Annotated in this window: 14 protein-coding genes; 4 read left to right on the top strand and 10 right to left on the bottom strand. The window is 62.2% G+C overall.

Features of this window, described 5'->3' with window-relative positions; translation table 11 throughout:
* Nucleotides 1-178 precede the first annotated feature (178 nt).
* From argS to SBC1_RS01040, 4 genes are all read left to right on the top strand, one after another.
* Nucleotides 179-1,963, top strand: a complete 1,785-nt coding sequence (gene argS, locus SBC1_RS01055) for an arginine--tRNA ligase (protein WP_165986959.1) — start codon at nucleotides 179-181, stop codon at nucleotides 1,961-1,963.
* A gap of 186 nt (nucleotides 1,964-2,149) precedes the next feature.
* Nucleotides 2,150-2,932, top strand: coding sequence for an SPOR domain-containing protein (locus SBC1_RS01050; protein WP_165085775.1), 783 nt, complete (start codon nucleotides 2,150-2,152; stop codon nucleotides 2,930-2,932).
* A gap of 234 nt (nucleotides 2,933-3,166) precedes the next feature.
* Complete coding sequence (locus SBC1_RS01045; RefSeq protein ID WP_165085773.1) at nucleotides 3,167-3,820, top strand: thiol:disulfide interchange protein DsbA/DsbL; 654 nt, start codon at nucleotides 3,167-3,169, stop codon at nucleotides 3,818-3,820.
* A 16-nt stretch (nucleotides 3,821-3,836) separates the two neighbouring features.
* Entirely contained in the window at nucleotides 3,837-4,634 is a 798-nt protein-coding gene (locus SBC1_RS01040; RefSeq protein WP_165988755.1) for an SDR family oxidoreductase, read from the top strand.
* A gap of 137 nt (nucleotides 4,635-4,771) precedes the next feature.
* On the opposite strand, the gene SBC1_RS01035 is transcribed toward SBC1_RS01040, so the two are convergent.
* From SBC1_RS01035 to cheA, 10 genes are all read right to left on the bottom strand, one after another.
* Nucleotides 4,772-6,067 (bottom strand): DUF3443 domain-containing protein, encoded by a 1,296-nt coding sequence (locus SBC1_RS01035; protein ID WP_165085770.1) that lies wholly within the window; start codon nucleotides 6,065-6,067, stop codon nucleotides 4,772-4,774.
* An 18-nt stretch (nucleotides 6,068-6,085) separates the two neighbouring features.
* On the bottom strand, nucleotides 6,086-6,613 hold the full coding sequence (locus SBC1_RS01030) for a DUF2844 domain-containing protein (protein WP_165085768.1): 528 nt from the start codon (nucleotides 6,611-6,613) through the stop codon (nucleotides 6,086-6,088).
* Between the two features lie 278 nt (nucleotides 6,614-6,891).
* Nucleotides 6,892-7,590, bottom strand: a complete 699-nt coding sequence (gene cheZ / locus SBC1_RS01025) for a protein phosphatase CheZ (RefSeq protein WP_165093006.1) — start codon at nucleotides 7,588-7,590, stop codon at nucleotides 6,892-6,894.
* An 11-nt stretch (nucleotides 7,591-7,601) separates the two neighbouring features.
* The gene (cheY, locus tag SBC1_RS01020) at nucleotides 7,602-7,997 is read right to left on the bottom strand and encodes a chemotaxis response regulator CheY (protein WP_089164575.1); all 396 of its coding nucleotides are present in this window, start codon (nucleotides 7,995-7,997) and stop codon (nucleotides 7,602-7,604) included.
* An 80-nt stretch (nucleotides 7,998-8,077) separates the two neighbouring features.
* Nucleotides 8,078-9,193 (bottom strand): chemotaxis response regulator protein-glutamate methylesterase, encoded by a 1,116-nt coding sequence (locus SBC1_RS01015; protein WP_165085765.1) that lies wholly within the window; start codon nucleotides 9,191-9,193, stop codon nucleotides 8,078-8,080.
* On the bottom strand, nucleotides 9,190-9,909 hold the full coding sequence (gene cheD / locus SBC1_RS01010; protein WP_165085763.1) for a chemoreceptor glutamine deamidase CheD: 720 nt from the start codon (nucleotides 9,907-9,909) through the stop codon (nucleotides 9,190-9,192). The genes SBC1_RS01015 and cheD overlap by 4 nt, the downstream gene beginning before the upstream one ends.
* Entirely contained in the window at nucleotides 9,906-10,853 is a 948-nt protein-coding gene (locus SBC1_RS01005; protein WP_165986958.1) for a CheR family methyltransferase, read from the bottom strand. Before SBC1_RS01005 ends, cheD begins: the two co-directional genes overlap by 4 nt.
* Before the next feature lie 167 nt (nucleotides 10,854-11,020).
* On the bottom strand, nucleotides 11,021-12,826 hold the full coding sequence (locus tag SBC1_RS01000) for a methyl-accepting chemotaxis protein (protein ID WP_165085756.1): 1,806 nt from the start codon (nucleotides 12,824-12,826) through the stop codon (nucleotides 11,021-11,023).
* A 44-nt stretch (nucleotides 12,827-12,870) separates the two neighbouring features.
* Nucleotides 12,871-13,404 (bottom strand): chemotaxis protein CheW, encoded by a 534-nt coding sequence (gene cheW / locus SBC1_RS00995; RefSeq protein WP_241201988.1) that lies wholly within the window; start codon nucleotides 13,402-13,404, stop codon nucleotides 12,871-12,873.
* 48 nt (nucleotides 13,405-13,452) lie between these two features.
* On the bottom strand, nucleotides 13,453-15,717 hold the full coding sequence (gene cheA, locus SBC1_RS00990; protein WP_165085751.1) for a chemotaxis protein CheA: 2,265 nt from the start codon (nucleotides 15,715-15,717) through the stop codon (nucleotides 13,453-13,455).
* Nucleotides 15,718-15,757: the final 40 nt, after the last annotated feature.

Below are 15,757 nucleotides of genomic sequence, written 5' to 3'. Positions count from 1 at the left end.
TCCGAAGCCTCTTCCGCTCCCGAACGAGCGTAATAGACTGAAACAGAGACTGAAACAGGTCTGAAACTTTCGAGCACGCGTCACGTCGGCGTTTGCCGCTCGATCGCACGTTTTTGCCGCGTTCCCAGCGAGCGCGTGGATCGAAACAAACACACAATCACCGGATTTAAGAATCAGCATGCTGCCCGCACAAAAACATACACTCGAAACGCTGCTCGCCGACGCGGTCAAGCAGGTCGTACAGGCGTCGCAAGGCGCATCGGAAGCGAACTTTGTCACGCCGGTCATCGTCCTGGAGCGCCCGAAAGTCGCGGCGCACGGTGACGTGGCATCGAATGTGGCCATGCAGCTCGCGAAGCCGCTGCGCGCGAATCCTCGCCAACTGGCGCAGCAGATTGTCGATGCGGTGCTCGCGCTGCCGGCAGCTCTTGGCCTGGTCGACGCCGCCGAAGTCGCCGGTCCCGGTTTCATCAATTTGCGGCTGGCGGCAGCGGCGAAACAGGCCGTGGTGCCGGCGGTGATCGTGGAAGGCGCCCGCTACGGCTACGACGCCCGCGACGAAGGCAAACGCGTGCTGATCGAGTTCGTTTCGGCGAATCCGACCGGGCCGCTGCATGTCGGCCACGGCCGCCAGGCCACGCTCGGCGACGCATTGGCGAACCTGCTCGGCACGCAAGGCAACGCGGTGCATCGCGAGTTCTACTACAACGACGCCGGCGTGCAGATCGGCAATCTCGCCATGTCCACGCAATTGCGCGCCCGCGGTTTTGCGCCAGGCGACAAGGAATGGCCGGACAACGCGTACAACGGCGAGTACATCGCGGACATCGCTCGCGACTATCTGGCCGGCGCGACGGTCGCGGCCAAGGATGGCGCTCCGGTGACGGCGAAGGGCGATGTGGACGATATCGACGCTATCCGCGTCTTTTCCGTCGCGTATCTGCGCCACGAACAGGATCTGGACCTGACCGCGTTTGGCGTGGACTTCGACCAGTTCTACCTGGAGTCGTCGCTGTATAACGAAGGCCGCGTACAAACCACGGTCGACGCGCTGATCGCCGCCGGCAAGACCTACGAGCAGGACGGCGCACTATGGCTGCGCACGACCGACGACGGCGACGATAAAGACCGCGTGATGCGCAAGTCCGACGGCACGTACACGTATTTCGTTCCGGACGTCGCGTACCACGTCGCGAAGTGGCAACGCGGCTTCACCAAGGTCATCAACGTGCAGGGTTCGGATCACCACGGCACCATCGCGCGCGTGCGGGCGGGGCTGCAGGGGCTTGGTATCGGCATTCCGAAGGGCTACCCGGACTACGTGCTGCACAAGATGGTCACGGTCATGCGCAACGGCGTGGAAGTGAAGATCTCGAAGCGCGCGGGCAGCTATGTGACGGTGCGCGACCTGATCGAATGGTCGGGCGGCATGACGCCGGGCGAGGAAGTAGCGCCTGACCAGATCGATGAAGACACCATTCGCCGCGGCCGCGACGCCGTGCGTTTCTTCCTGATTTCGCGCAAGGCCGACACGGAATTCGTCTTCGATATCGACCTGGCGCTCAAGCAAAGCGACGAAAACCCGGTGTATTACGTGCAGTACGCGCACGCACGGATCTGCACGATCCTCGGCGACTGGAAGACGAAATACGCCGGCAATGCCGACACCCTGCCGAACGTCGATCTCTCGCCGCTCTCGAGCGAACGCGCGATGGCGTTGCTGAACAAGCTCGCCGAGTATCCGGACATGCTCTCGCACGCAGCCGACGAACTCGCTCCGCACGCGGTCGCGTTCTACCTGCGTGACCTCGCGAGTGAATTCCACTCGTTCTACAATGCGGAGCGCGTGCTGGTGGAAGAAGATGGCGTGCGCAACGCGCGCATTGCGTTGCTTGCCGCTACGCGGCAAGTGCTCGAAAACGGCCTCGCGTTGATTGGCGTGTCCGCCCCCGTCAAGATGTGATTTCCACGTCGGGCACTTCCGGCGCGTCGGGCGTGTCATAAGTCCGGCGCGTAAAGACGGGGGACGGCGCGGCGCGGCCCATACGACGGGTGCATGACCTAACGCAACACCGTGCAACACAACACCGCGCAATGCCAAACCGCGCATAAGGCCGCCGTTATAATCGACGGCCATTCAGAAGACTTTTTGCAGGTTATTCATACGATGGCAAAACCACGCAGCACGTCAAAGCAGTCGAAGCAAACCGGGGGCACTTTTCTCGGTATCGTGCTGGGCTTGATTGTCGGCCTCGCAATTGCAGTGATCGTGGCGCTGTACATCACGCGCGCGCCCACGCCGTTCGTCGCAAAGGTCGCCCCGCCTCCCACCGACGTGGGTTCCGCGCCCGCCACGGGACAGCCGTACGATCCCAACCGGCCTCTCCAGGGCAAGACGCCCGGCCAGGCCGTGCCGCAAGCCGCGCAGCCCGCGCCGCCGAACACCGCGCCTGGGCAGACGAACAACCAGACGCAGTCGTCTGGCATGCAGGAAGAACCGGAGATCCTGGAAGTGCCGCCATCGGCCGCGAACGGTACGGCCGTTGCGCCGAAACCAGCCGCGCCAGCCGCTGTCCCGCCGGTCGCGAACGCGCCGAGCGGCTCGTCGAACGCAACACCGGCGAAGAAGCCGGCTGTGGAAGCACAGGCATCATCGCCGGCCAAGGTCACGCCGCCCGCGCCCGGCGACGCCAACACCGGCTATTTCCTGCAGGTTGGCGCGTACAAGACCCAGGCCGATGCAGAACAGCAGCGCGCGCGGCTCGGCTTCCAGGGTTTCGAGTCGAAGGTCACGCAACGCGATGCCGGCAACGTCACGTATTTCCGCGTGCGGATTGGACCGTTCACGAAGTTCGAGGACATGAACAGCGTGCGCCAGCGACTCTCGGATGCAGGCGTGGACACGGCGGTCATCCGGTTCTCCAAGCAGTGAACGCATAGTAGACCCCGCAACCCGCGCGGCCTTTCGTATAAGGCTGGCGCGGGTTGATAGCATGTGGGCGGCCAGCGCCGCTGAGCAGCGGCCAACAGTAGTAGCCCGGACTATCGAAGGCACGGGTTGTAGCGGCCCGGACTGGTGCGGCACTGCTGCTCAGGTTTGCGGCTTAAGCCTCCTTTAAGCGTCGTGTGTTCCCCTTTCGCGTCTCCACGCCCTTTCTCGGTCATTATGAAAAAACTCTTCCGTGCCCTCGCTCTCTCCCTCGGCCTTGCGGCCGGCACCCTGGGTGCCATGAATGCGGCGCACGCATCGCCGGCAGCGCCCGTTGCGGGCACCGACTACACGGTGCTGCAAGCCGCGCAGCCGGTGGACGCGCAGGGCAAGATCGAAGTGATCGAATTCATGTGGTACGGCTGCCCTCACTGCAACGAATTCGACCCGTATCTGGAAGCCTGGGTGAAGAAGCAAGGTCCTGATGTCGTCTTCAAGCGCGTGCCAGTTGCGTTCCGCGATGACTTCATCCCGCACTCGAAGATGTATCACGCACTCGACGCACTCGGCCTCGCCGACAAGCTCACGCCCGCCGTGTTCAACGAGATCCACGTCAAGAAGAACTATCTGCTGACGCCGGAAGCGCAGGCTACGTTCCTCGCCACGCAAGGTGTCGACAAGAAGAAGTACCTGGACGCGTACAACTCCTTCTCGACGCAAAGCGACCTCCAACGCGACACCAAGCTGATGCAGGACTACAAGATCGACGGCGTGCCAACGCTCGCCGTGCAGGGCAAGTACGAAACGGGTCCGGCCACCACGAACAGCCTGCCGGGCACGATCCAGGTCCTCGATTTCCTGGTCGCCCAGATTCGCGCGAAGAAGATGTAAAGGCGTGAGCGCCGCTATGAAGGACACGCCGGGCAATGACGTCACGCCAGCCCGGCTGAGAGTTTTCATCACCGGCGCATCCAGCGGCATTGGCCTCGCGCTCGCCGAGGAATATCTCCGGCGCGGTGCGGTGCTTGGCCTCGTTGCCCGTCGTGGTGACACCCTCGCGGCATTCGCCGCGCGCTTCCCCGCCCATTCCATCTCGATCTATCCCGCCGATGTCCGCGACGCCGCCGCGCTCAGCGCCGCCGCGGCGCAGTTCTGCGCGCAGCATGGCGGCGCCGACGTGGTGATTGCCAACGCCGGTGTCAGCCGCGGTGCGCTGACCGGTCACGGCGACCTCGATACCTTTCGCGACGTGATGGATATCAACTACTTCGGGATGATCGCGACGTTTGAGCCGTTCGTTGCCCGCGTGGTTGAGGAGCGGCGTGGAACGCTGGTTGGCATAGCAAGCGTGGCGGGCATTCGCGGCTTGCCGGGTTCGGGCGCGTACAGCGCGTCGAAATCGGCGGCGTTGAAGTATCTCGAAGCGCTGCGGGTGGAGATGCGGCCGAAGGGGGTATCGGTGGTGACTATCGCGCCGGGTTATATCCGCACCGCGATGACCGAGCACAATCCGTATCCGATGCCCTTCCTGATGGACGCCGATGTATTCGCCACCAAAACCGCCGATGCAATCGCGCGGAAAGTCCGATTTGCGACGTTCCCGTGGCAGATGCGCGTCGCGGGTGCGCTGCTGCATGTCGTGCCGCGCTGGCTGTACGACCGGGCGATGGAAAAAGCGCCGAGGAAACCGCGCGCTGAGGATTGATCGTGTAGAACGACGTCCCTGCCGAAGCGGCAATCGCTTCCACCAAAAACAAAGCCCGGCGCAAAAAACTCGCCGGGCTTTGTTGCTTTTCATCGTCGCGTTCAGGCTCTCGATCCAAGAACCTGAATTACCCGCATTTAAAACGCGACGTACGGCGCAGTTGTGTTGGTCCCGATGCCGAAATAAACAGATCGTCCGAAGAAAAACGGCAGGCCAAAGTCGAACAGCGTCGGGTATGAACCAATGCTGCCGGCCAGTCCGTTAAGGGCATAGCTCGTGCCGCTGCCAGCCAGACTCTGCGCATTCAGGACCGTGAAATTCACCGTGCCCGTCACGCCATTCAGCCCCGTTACAGTCGCGGAAAGTGCCTGCGCACTGGTCGGACAGTAGAAGTCGGTGAACGTCGAGGTGCAGGCGGGGAGCGAACTGTCGGTGAAGAACAGGCCGTTCGAACCCGAATCTACAATGGTCGTCACGCTCGATCCCTTGTAGGTGCCGAGCAGATTGCCAAAACTCGTCGAGCGATACTGCGTCGCACCGGTACCGGTCAGCGCATTGTTGCTCTGTGTGCCGATACCAAACACCAGCGTACCCGTCACCGACGCCGCCGACGTTGCCACCGCCGGCAATTGGACAATCACGCCATTGTTGTCCACCGCGAACTTCGTGACCGGATTCACCACTTGCTGGGCAAGCGGCACAGCAATGGCCGAGCAATTGTTTCCGCCCGGGCACGAAAAGTAGTTGCTGGTCGCGGCGTTCGTACAGTCCACGCCGCAATCGGTCGCCGAAACACCCACGCCAAGAATCCCGTTCGCGCCCAGTTGCCGCGAGGTGCTCTCGTTGCTGCCGTTGATACAGCCATTGGTCGGCACCGTGGAATCCGCCAGATCGCCTACGACCTGGATTGGAATGCCGCTCGCGATTTCGCCGCCAATCTTCACGTCGGCGGTACGCACGGTGCCCCATGTGAAGCCATCGGCGAATTGCGTGCATTCCGCCAGTTGACCACCGCTCGTCGATGTCGCCACCGGCAAGCTGCCGACAATCTGCGCGGCCGCGTCGCTTGCCAAGCGCAAGCCGTACGAGCCGGTATCGAGCTGGATATTGTTGATGGTCTGGCAGTTGCTTGTGCCAGGCGCGCACACCGTCACCGATACGTTCGGGATATTGACGAAGTTCTGTGCACCGGGACCCACGGTGATAGGCACCGTGTTGGATGCCGTGGACGCGATCGGTGTACTGCTGCCGCTGCCGCTGCTTCCACTGCCGCTGCCTCCACTACTGCTGCCGGGGCTGCTGGCAGAACTGCTGCTGGAATCGCTGCCTCCGCCACCGCAGGCAGCAAGTAATACCGACACGCTCAGCACGGCGAGCCAGCGGAAAAGGCCCGAACGCAAGGCCGGACTAGACGAGGAATTCGTCGGACGCATAGTAAAAGTCTCCGTCCGTTATTGAATGTCGCTGGGGCTGACGCCCGCTGGCAAGGATTGCGGCAGGTAGGCATGCCCTGCGAATGCGCCCATGTGACCGCCGGAGCGGACCACCAGCGCGCTACCAGCCACGCTGACGGGTCCTCGCCCGCCGCCGTTGGCACGCTGGTTCTGGATGCCCTGCACGTATTGCGGGAAATAGCTGCCGAGCAAGCTCGGAAGATCGGGAAATCTCGGTCCTTTCCACGCAATGCCAAATACCACGCCGTCCGTGCCCACGTACTCGTTCACCACCGTCCCGACGGCGAGCGTCGTGGTGCGCACGGTGTAAGAACTGGCCGTTGCACCCGCGGATGAAGCAACCGCCGAGACCGCCGCATGCGACACGGCGTTGTTGACGGTGGCGCCAGCGGGCGGTGTCATCGGCGCACCACCAAGCACGGCATAAGCCGGCGATACAGCTAGCAAGCTTAATGTCAGCCCTGCAGCCAGGCTGGCGAACGCAGTTACGCGTCGCGAGCTCAATGAAATGATCGAAGTGTTCACTTCGCCTCCCCCAGTTCGATTATCTCAATATGCGCTATTTTGCCTTCTGCAACGTCCGCGCCACAAAAGCCATAAAAAAAGCACTGCCAGTATGCCAGTCGATTGAGTCGAAACCGGGAAAACGACGCCTCGCACAAAACGCGTACGTTCGAGCGCCGATAGAAGAAGACTTTTCAGGGGATTGAGGCCGCGGGAAGAAGCTCGATGCAGGGCTCGACGCGGACAAGTGCCAGCGCCTGCGCAGCGCCAAGGCTGCGCGCGTCGAGCCGTTCGTATGGTCAGAAGCCGAGACTGGCGAGCAGATCGTCGACTTGAGTCTGGTCCTGGACCACGTCGGTGCGGCCTTCCGGATTGATCTGCGGCCCGTTCAGCAAGGTGTCCGATGAACCCGACGTGCTAGCTGCCGCCAACGCCGCAGCCTGTGCCGCAAACTGTTCACGCCGCTCGGGCGCAATGTTCTCGAGCAACACGCCGAGCAATTGCTGCTCGATCAAATGAACGACGTCGGTAATCTTCTTGATCACCTGGCCAGTCAGATCCTGGAAATCCTGCGCGAGCATGATTTCGAGTAACTGCGTATTGGTCGCGACCGTGTGCACCGGCACCTGCTGCAAAAAGCCCCGGGTGTCAGCCAGCAAGGTCTTCACGTCCGCGTTCTCGAGCGGCGCGCCATACCACTGCTCCCAGCGGGCATCGAGGGCCTGTGCGTCGCGCTGCATGGTCTCCTGCAGCGGCTTGGCCAGTTCGATGGCATTCAGCGCGCGCTCGGCGGCCTGCTCTGTCATCGTGGCGACGTACTTCAGGCGGTCGCGCGCGTCCGGCACCATCTCGGCGGCGGCTTCCACTTGTTTGTCGAGGCCAAGTTCGCGCATGGAATCGCGCAAGGTCCGCGTCAACTGGCCAATGCGCGCCAGGATGCGGTCGCTCGATGCATCGCCTTCCTGATCGACGTCAATGAGCGTCTCGTGGTTCGTCATTTCGTTCACGGTCAGCTCCCTGCCTTAGCCATCTTTTCGAGAATCTTCGACAGCTTCTCGTCGAGGGTCGCAGCCGTGAATGGCTTGACCACGTAACCGCTCGCGCCAGCCTGGGCCGCGGCGATGATGTTTTCCTTCTTCGATTCCGCCGTCACCATCAACACAGGCAGATGGGCGAGCGCGGCGTCGCCGCGAATTTGCTTGAGCATTTCGAGGCCATCGAGGTTCGGCATGTTCCAGTCGGAAATGACGAACTCGAAACCGCCTCCGCGCAGGCGTGCAAGACCGGCCGCGCCGTCTTCGGCTTCATCGACGTTGGAGAAACCCAGCTCCTTCAGCAGATTTCGCACAATGCGCCGCATCGTCGGAAAGTCGTCGACGACCAAAATCTTCATGTTCTTGTCCATCTTCACTGCTCCTTGTGTTCCTGTGTTTTCTTCAAGCGGCGCATCGCACCGCGTTTCTATTCGAATTCTTTTGGCGAGGATTAAACGCGCTGCGTTCGTTCACCCATTGAATTGAGCCGCGCCATCACGCGCCGGGTCATTTCCGATAACGGCGCGATCTCGCTCACGCCGCCCGTTGCAATCGCCTCGCGCGGCATGCCGAACACCACGCAGCTCGCTTCGTCCTGCGCGAACGTGTACGCGCCGGCTTGCTGCATCTCCAGCATGCCCTGCGCGCCGTCGCGGCCCATCCCGGTCAGGATCACGCCGAGCGCGTTCTTGCCGGCGTTCTGCGCGGCGGACCGGAACAGCACATCGACCGAAGGACGGTGACGGTTGACCGGCGGGGCATCGGAGAGATGCGCCACGTAGTTCGCACCGCTGCGCACGAGCACCAGATGGGCGTCACCAGGCGCGATGTACGCATGGCCCGGCAGCACACGCTCGCCGTGCTCTGCTTCTTTCACGGCGATCCGGCACAAGCCGTTCAGGCGCTGTGCAAAAGACTTCGTGAAACCAGGCGGCATGTGCTGCGCGATCATCACGCCGGGCGCGTCGGGCGGCAGCGGCACCAACAGTTCGCGGATCGCTTCGGTGCCACCCGTCGATGCCCCGACAATGATCAGCTTCTCCGTACTCACCAGCGGATTGTTCAGGTTCGGCGTGGGCTTGGCAGCGGCAACCGCGCCGTTTGCACCCGGCGCCGCATGCACCACATGAGGCGTCTGGCGCACCCGCGCACGGGCGGCCGCGCGGATTTTATCGGCGAGCTTTTCCGAGTATTCGAGCATGCCGTCGCGAATGCCCACGCGCGGTTTCGTCACGAAATCCACCGCCCCCAGTTCGAGCGCGCGCAGCGTGATTTCCGAGCCGCGCTCCGTCAGCGACGACACCATCACCACCGGCATCGGCCGAAGCCGCATCAGCTTTTCCAGGAAATCGAGGCCGTCCATGCGCGGCATTTCGACATCGAGTGTCAGCACGTCCGGGTTGTGCTGCTTGATGAGCTCACGCGCCACGAGTGGATCGGGCGCGGTTGCGCATACGTGCATGTCGGGTTGCGAGTTGATGATCTCGGTCATCAGGCTGCGCACCAGCGCCGAGTCGTCGACGCACAGCACGCTGATTTTCGGTTCCGTGCTCCGGGCCGTTGTCATGCTTCCTCCGCCGTCTTCATGCGGACGGTTCGCTGCAGGCCGGCTGCGGCACCGAATAATTCGATGCGGGGTTTATCGGTAGTCTTAACTTTCGGCTGACTGAACAGCTCAACACGCGCCCGCGCTTTTGCAAGCCGCTCGCTGCGTGCTTCGGGCGTTTGCCGCGCGAGCGCCTGCTCGCGTTCGACCACGCTCGGGTCTTGTTGCGTGATGAGTTTCTTGACCATTGCCTGACCGGTGCGCGGCATGAACGCGACCTTGCGCGGATACATGCCTTGCAGGTCTTCGGCCACGATCCGAATCTTTTCCAGCGCGAGATAACGGCGGACGAATTCCGAATTACGATCGCCGATATTAATCGTCGTCATACCCGCCAGCACCGCGCCGCCACCGAACACTTTCGCTTCGAAGCGCTCGCGTCGGCCACCGCGCTTGATCATCTCGTTGATCAGCACTTCCATTGCGTAGGCACCGTAACGCATGGAGTCCGAACTGGATTGCGATGCGTCGGAACCGTCGTCGGGAAGCATGAAATGATTCATCCCGCCAATGCCCGCCGAGCGATCGTGAATGCATGCCGCCACGCATGAACCGAGCACCGTGACGAGCACCATGTCCTCGCTCGTCATGTAGAACTCGTTCGGCAACAGCTTCACGCCCGGAAGCTTGAAATGGTTGTCGAAGTAAAGATTCGATGCGATCGGCAAGCCGCTCATGCCAGCTCCCCGGCGAACGTCTTGCCCGCTGTCTTCGTCGCTGCCAGCGCCGCTGCCGCCGCCGCAGCGTCACGCGACAACCCGTACACCGTCTGGCCGCGCAGCTTGAACGCCTGCGTCACGTAGGTGAAATTCTCCGAGTGCCCGGCGAACAGCAAACCGCCCGACTTCATCAGGGGCTCGAAGCGCGCGAGCACTTGGGCCTGCGTGGGTTTATCGAAGTAGATCATCACGTTGCGGCAGAAGATCGCGTCGAACTGACCGGGCAGCGCGTACTTTGCGTCCGTCAGGTTCAGTTGCTCGAACTTCACCAGCGCGCGTACTTCCGGGCGGATCTTCACCATGCCGGCGTGCGCGCCCGTGCCCTTCAGGAAAAACCGCTTCAGGCGATCGGCCCCCAGTGTTTTCACCGAATCGAGCGAATAGACGCCTGCGTCGGCTTTCTGCAAAACCTGGCTGTCGATGTCCGTCGCAATCACCGTGCAATGGCGCGCGGCGGCGTCGCCGAGTGTTTCCATCAGCGTCATGGCGATGGAATACGGCTCCTCTCCCGTCGATGCTGCCGAGCACCACACCGAGAACGGCTGCGGACGGTTTTTCGCGAACGTGGCAAGGATCGGGAAATGATGCGATTCGCGGAAGAATGCGGTCAGGTTCGTGGTCAGCGCGTTGGTGAACGCTTCCCACTCGTCGCTATCCGGTTGCGCTTCGAGACGATCGAGATACATGCGGAACGTATCGATATTGCAGGCGCGCAGACGTCGTGCGAGGCGGCTGTACGCCATGTCGCGTTTATGCTCGGACAGCGAAATCCCGGCGCGCCGGTGAATCAGCTCGCGAATGCGGCCGAAATCGGAACTCGTGAATTCAAAGTCGCGTTCCACTTCCGAACCGTTTCGGGTCCGGTCGCGGGGGGTATCGACGCTCGGGCGCGTTGCCATCATCTAGCCTTTGTTCTGCTGGAACGTGCATCGGCTGCATCCCGTACGGGCGTTGCACCGCATTTCTTCGACAACCACACGGCCCGCCGTAGCGCCTGGTTCTCGCGCTTCATTGAAATGCTCATCAAGGAGCGCGATGCGATGGGCCTGCATGGTCGTCGGACACTGCCTTAAAAAGTCTCCCAGTCGCCGGACGCGGCAACTGCGAGCTTTGTAGCGGGGGCTTTCGCGACCGGTGTTGCCGCGACTGCCGGTGCCGAAGCGTTGGCCGAAGCGGCCGGAGCCGGTGAGCTAATAAGCTTATTAACGGCGCGATTAGCCGCTACGTTAGGCCGTGCGGCAACTTTAATCGCCGGGCTTGCGTGTGCCCGGGCGACAACCCTCGGTTCGAGCCGCGTGCGCAAGTCGCTGGCCGGCGCGTCGCTGCTGACTTGCCAGTGACTGACCACGTCCTTCAGCTTGCGTGTCTGCTCTTCAAGCGACGCCGCCGCAGCAGCCGCTTGTTCAACCAGCGCTGCGTTCTGCTGCGTGACCTCGTCCATCTGCCCAACGGCCTGGCTCACCTGCTCAATGCCTTTCGACTGCTCGTCCGACGCGGCGCTGATCTCGCCCATGATGTCGGTGACGCGGCGCACCGCTTGCACGATTTCGTCCATCGTCTCCCCGGCGCGCGCGACCAGAACGGAGCCGCTTTCGACCTTCGCGGTGGAATCGCCGATTAGCGACTTGATCTCTTTCGCCGCTGCCGCGCTGCGTTGCGCGAGACTGCGCACTTCGCCCGCAACGACGGCAAAACCACGCCCTTCCTCTCCCGCCCGTGCCGCTTCCACGGCCGCGTTCAGCGCGAGAATATTGGTCTGGAACGCAATGCCTTCAATCACGCCGATGATGTCTACCACCTTGCTCGAACTCGATGAAATCGCGCTCATGGTGTCCACGACCTGCTCCACCACCTGACCGCCGCGCGACGCGATATCCGACGCGTTGACGGCCAGTTGCGACGCCTGACGCGCGTTCTCGGCGTTCTGCTTAACCGTGCTGGTGAGCTGCTCCATGCTCGACGCCGTTTCCTGCAGCGACGCCGCCTGTTCTTCCGTACGCTGCGAGAGATCCGTGTTGCCGCTCGCAATTTCCCGCGCGCCGACATCGATGGATTCCGCACCGTGATGCACCGATCCAACCATCGTGGTCAGGTTCGTGCGCATCCGTTCGATGCCCGCAAACAAGCGGCCGATCTCGTTGGTTTTATCGGTGTGCGCGGACTTGGTCAGGTCGCCTTGAGCGATGCGTTCGAAGTGATCGACTGCGTCGTTGATCGGCTGCACGATCATGCCGACCAGCGCAACGCGCGTGGCGATCAGCGTGAGCACAGCCAGCACCATCACGCCCACGATCACCTCGATCAGCAACGTGATGCTCGCCGCCGCGTCCGCTCGCAACTGCTCGGCGTGCTTCTGCGTCAGATCGGCCGTGACAGCCGTTGCTGTGTCGAGGGCGATGAACATCGGGCTGATCTTGGTGTCCGCAATGGCGTGATACGCGGCCATGTCGCCGGCGCGCATCGCCGCGAACTCGGGTTCGACACCGTCATGCATCAGCGCGTCGCGTTTTGCCACGATGTCGTCCAGCGTGGCTTGCGGCAGCATTGGCTTCGGCGTCGACAAGAAAAGCTTCCAGCTCTCGTTCGACTTGTCGAGCAGGAACTGCCCGCGCTCGAGCACCTTCTTCGCTTCGTCTGCGTTGTTCGCTTCCGTCAGCCCGCGCACGCGGTCAAGCGCCACGCGCGAGCGCAGCAGGTTCGACGACGCGTCGCTGAGTGCGCGCATGGACACCATGTCGCTGTCCGCCAGCAAGGAAAGCGAATTGCCCGCCGAGCGCAAGCCGTTCAGCGACAACGCACTCACCACTGCCGCAAATCCGACGAACAGCAGGCCCACGAGCGTCAGCGTGGTACGAATCGACCAGTTCTTAAGCATGTCTTCTTCCCGACCAGCGTGTTGGTAACCAACTATATGAAGACTCAGGCGGTCACGGCGACGGAGTCGATCAACTCCATCTCCTTGCTCGTCATCAACTTTTCGATGTCCATCAGGATCAGCATCCGGCCATCCACCGTGCCGAGGCCCGTCAGGTATTCGGTGGTGAGCGTGGCGCCGAATTCCGGCGCCGGCATGACCTGGTCTGCTTGCAGCGTGAGCACGTCGGACACGCCGTCCACGACCATGCCGACCACGCGATGCGCAACGTTCAGGATGATCACGACCGTCTGGTTGTCATATTCCACGCGGCCGAGATTGAACTTGATGCGCATATCGACGATCGGCACGATAATGCCGCGCAAGTTGATCACGCCCTTGATGAACGCCGGCGCATTCGCGATGCGCGTGACGTTGTCGTAGCCGCGAATTTCCTGCACCTTCAGGATGTCTATGCCGTACTCTTCCGCGCCCAGCGTGAAGACGAGGAACTCCTGTCCTGCCGCTTCTGCCTGGCTGGCGCGTTGAACGTCACGGCGTTGTACCGCCGAAGTAATGGATTGGATGTCTGCTGCCACGTTAGCCTCCAAAAATTGGTTAGGTATTCCGACTATCTATTTAATGCTTTAGTGACTCAACGCGCCGTGCGCCGAGCGGTTTTCACGGTTCAGCGCCGCTACGTCGACGATCAGCGCAACGCGGCCGTCGCCCAGGATGGTCGCAGCGGAAATGCCGTGCACCTTGCGGTAATTCGTTTCCAGGTTCTTCACCACCACTTGCTGCTGGCCGACCAGTTCATCGATCAGCATGGCAAAGCGGCGTCCTTCCGACTGGATGATCGTGATAATTCCCTGCGTGGGTTCCGTGCGCGCATCGGTCACTTCGAAGACCTGATGCAGCGCAACCAGCGGCAGATATTCGCCACGAACGCGTACCACGCGCTCGCCGCCGGCAACGGTGTATATATCCTCGGCAACGGGTTGCAGCGACTCCATGACGAAGTTCAGCGGCAGGATGAAAATCTCGGCGCCCACCTTCACCGACATGCCGTCCAGAATCGCCAGCGTCAGCGGCAACACGATCTTCGTGGTGGTGCCACGGCCTTCGCGCGACTGAATCTCGACATGGCCGCCCATCGCCTGGATGTTGCGTTTCACTACGTCCATGCCCACGCCGCGGCCGGAGATGTCCGTGACCTTTTCGGCGGTGGAAAAGCCCGGCATGAAGATCAGTTGCCAGACTTCGTCGTCGGACATTTGTTCGTTCACCTGCATGCCTTGCTTCAGCGCCTTCGCGAGAATCTTGTCGCGACGCAGGCCCGCGCCGTCGTCGCTGACTTCGATCACGATGTTGCCGCCGTGATGCGCCGCCGACAGCACCAGTTGTCCCGCCGCCGCTTTACCCGCCGCACGTCGCGCTTCCACGGTTTCGATGCCATGGTCGAGCGAGTTGCGCACAAGGTGCGTCAACGGATCGATGATGCGTTCGATCAGGCTCTTGTCCAGCTCCGTCGCCTGTCCGAACGTGACGAGTTCCACTTCCTTGCCGAGCTTCCCGGCGAGATCGCGCACAAGCCGGGGGAAACGGCTGAACACGTAGTCCATTGGCATCATGCGGATCGACATCACCGCTTCTTGCAGGTCGCGCGCATTGCGTTCGAGCTGCGCCATGCCATTGAACAGGCGGTCGTGTAACGCGGGGTCGAAGGTACTCGTGGTTTCGGCGAGCATTGCTTGCGTGATCACCAGTTCGCCGACGAGGTTGATCAGCTGATCGACCTTCTCCACGCCCACGCGGATGGAGCTGCCTTCCGCGGCAGCGGGCGCGGCTGCCGCTTTCGTTTTCTTGTCGCCTTCGGGTGCCTTCGGCGCTTCGAGCGCTTCTGTCACCGCGACGCTTGCGGATGTCTTGGTGCGGGACTCGGCGGCAGCAGCAGAGACTGCCGCCGGTTCCGTCTTCTCAGATGCGGGTGCTTTTGCCGCCACCTCGTTCAACGCTTCCAAATCTTCCTGCTCTGCAGCAGCTTGCGACCCGCTAGCAGGCGCCGCATCCGCTGCATTGCCGCGGCTGACCGCGATCTGCGCTTCATCGATCACGAAACAGCACACGGCGACGATATCGTCGGCGGATACATCCGAGTCGAGCCACAACGTCAAATCGCCGCCCGACTTCATTTCACCGACAACGCTACCCAGGTTTCCAAGCTCCTCAGTCAGCAGAGCCTGGTCCTTCTCCCCTACCCCCCGCAACGTAATTTTCAGGTGAGGACCGTCTTGCCCGGCGCCATTGGCGTCCTGGCTTGCGTCCGGCGTCGCTGGAAATTCGGCCCACTCCCCGTCTTCCTCGACCGCCTCATTCGCTTGCTCGACCACATGCGGCGGCGGCTCGTTCGGCCCGAGCGCCAGCGCGACTTGCGCGAGATCCTGCGCGATTGCGGCGGCTTCGGCGAACGACGGCTCCGGCTCCGCTACTTCAGCGGCAGCGATACCGCCGTCAGCCGGATCGTTGTCGCGCAAGTATTCAAGCTTCGCGCAAATCGCCTTCGCGGCGGCCGCGTCCGGCTCAGCACTGGCGCGATATGCGCTGAGCTGATCCGACAGCACGTCCTTGGTTTCAAGGAACGTATCGATCATGTCGCGACGCAGGACCAGTTCGTTATTGCGCGCCCGATCGAGCAACGACTCGAGGATGTGCGTGGTTTCGGTCAGCGCCGAAAATCCAAACGTGGCCGCGCCGCCTTTGATCGAATGCGCCGCGCGAAAGATCGCGCCAAGATCCTCGGGATCGGGATTCGCCAGATCCAGCGCGAGCAGCAACTGCTCCATATCCGCGAGCAGCTCGTCGGCTTCGTCGAAGAATGTTTGATAGAACTGCGTAATGTCGAGTGTCATGCCTGGGTCACCACCGGATGCCTTGTCTGTCGTCGCTATG

This window comes from Caballeronia sp. SBC1 (assembly GCF_011493005.1).
In the GTDB taxonomy this organism is placed as follows: domain Bacteria; phylum Pseudomonadota; class Gammaproteobacteria; order Burkholderiales; family Burkholderiaceae; genus Caballeronia.
The sequence above is the reverse complement of the archived record's forward strand: the minus strand, read 5'-3'. Positions and strand labels throughout refer to the sequence as shown.

Excerpts from the sequence above, each read along its gene's own strand:
- argS (WP_165986959.1), top strand. The coding sequence starts at position 179 with ATGCTGCCCGCACAAAAACATACACTCGAAACGCTGCTCGCCGACGCG.
- SBC1_RS01045 (WP_165085773.1), top strand. The coding sequence starts at position 3,167 with ATGAAAAAACTCTTCCGTGCCCTCGCTCTCTCCCTCGGCCTTGCGGCC.
- SBC1_RS01040 (WP_165988755.1), top strand. The coding sequence starts at position 3,837 with ATGAAGGACACGCCGGGCAATGACGTCACGCCAGCCCGGCTGAGAGTT.
- SBC1_RS01035 (WP_165085770.1), bottom strand. The coding sequence starts at position 6,067 with ATGCGTCCGACGAATTCCTCGTCTAGTCCGGCCTTGCGTTCGGGCCTT.
- cheZ (WP_165093006.1), bottom strand. The coding sequence starts at position 7,590 with ATGACGAACCACGAGACGCTCATTGACGTCGATCAGGAAGGCGATGCA.
- cheY (WP_089164575.1), bottom strand. The coding sequence starts at position 7,997 with ATGGACAAGAACATGAAGATTTTGGTCGTCGACGACTTTCCGACGATG.
- SBC1_RS01015 (WP_165085765.1), bottom strand. The coding sequence starts at position 9,193 with ATGACAACGGCCCGGAGCACGGAACCGAAAATCAGCGTGCTGTGCGTC.
- cheD (WP_165085763.1), bottom strand. The coding sequence starts at position 9,909 with ATGAGCGGCTTGCCGATCGCATCGAATCTTTACTTCGACAACCATTTC.
- SBC1_RS01005 (WP_165986958.1), bottom strand. The coding sequence starts at position 10,853 with ATGATGGCAACGCGCCCGAGCGTCGATACCCCCCGCGACCGGACCCGA.
- SBC1_RS01000 (WP_165085756.1), bottom strand. The coding sequence starts at position 12,826 with ATGCTTAAGAACTGGTCGATTCGTACCACGCTGACGCTCGTGGGCCTG.
- cheA (WP_165085751.1), bottom strand. The coding sequence starts at position 15,717 with ATGACACTCGACATTACGCAGTTCTATCAAACATTCTTCGACGAAGCC.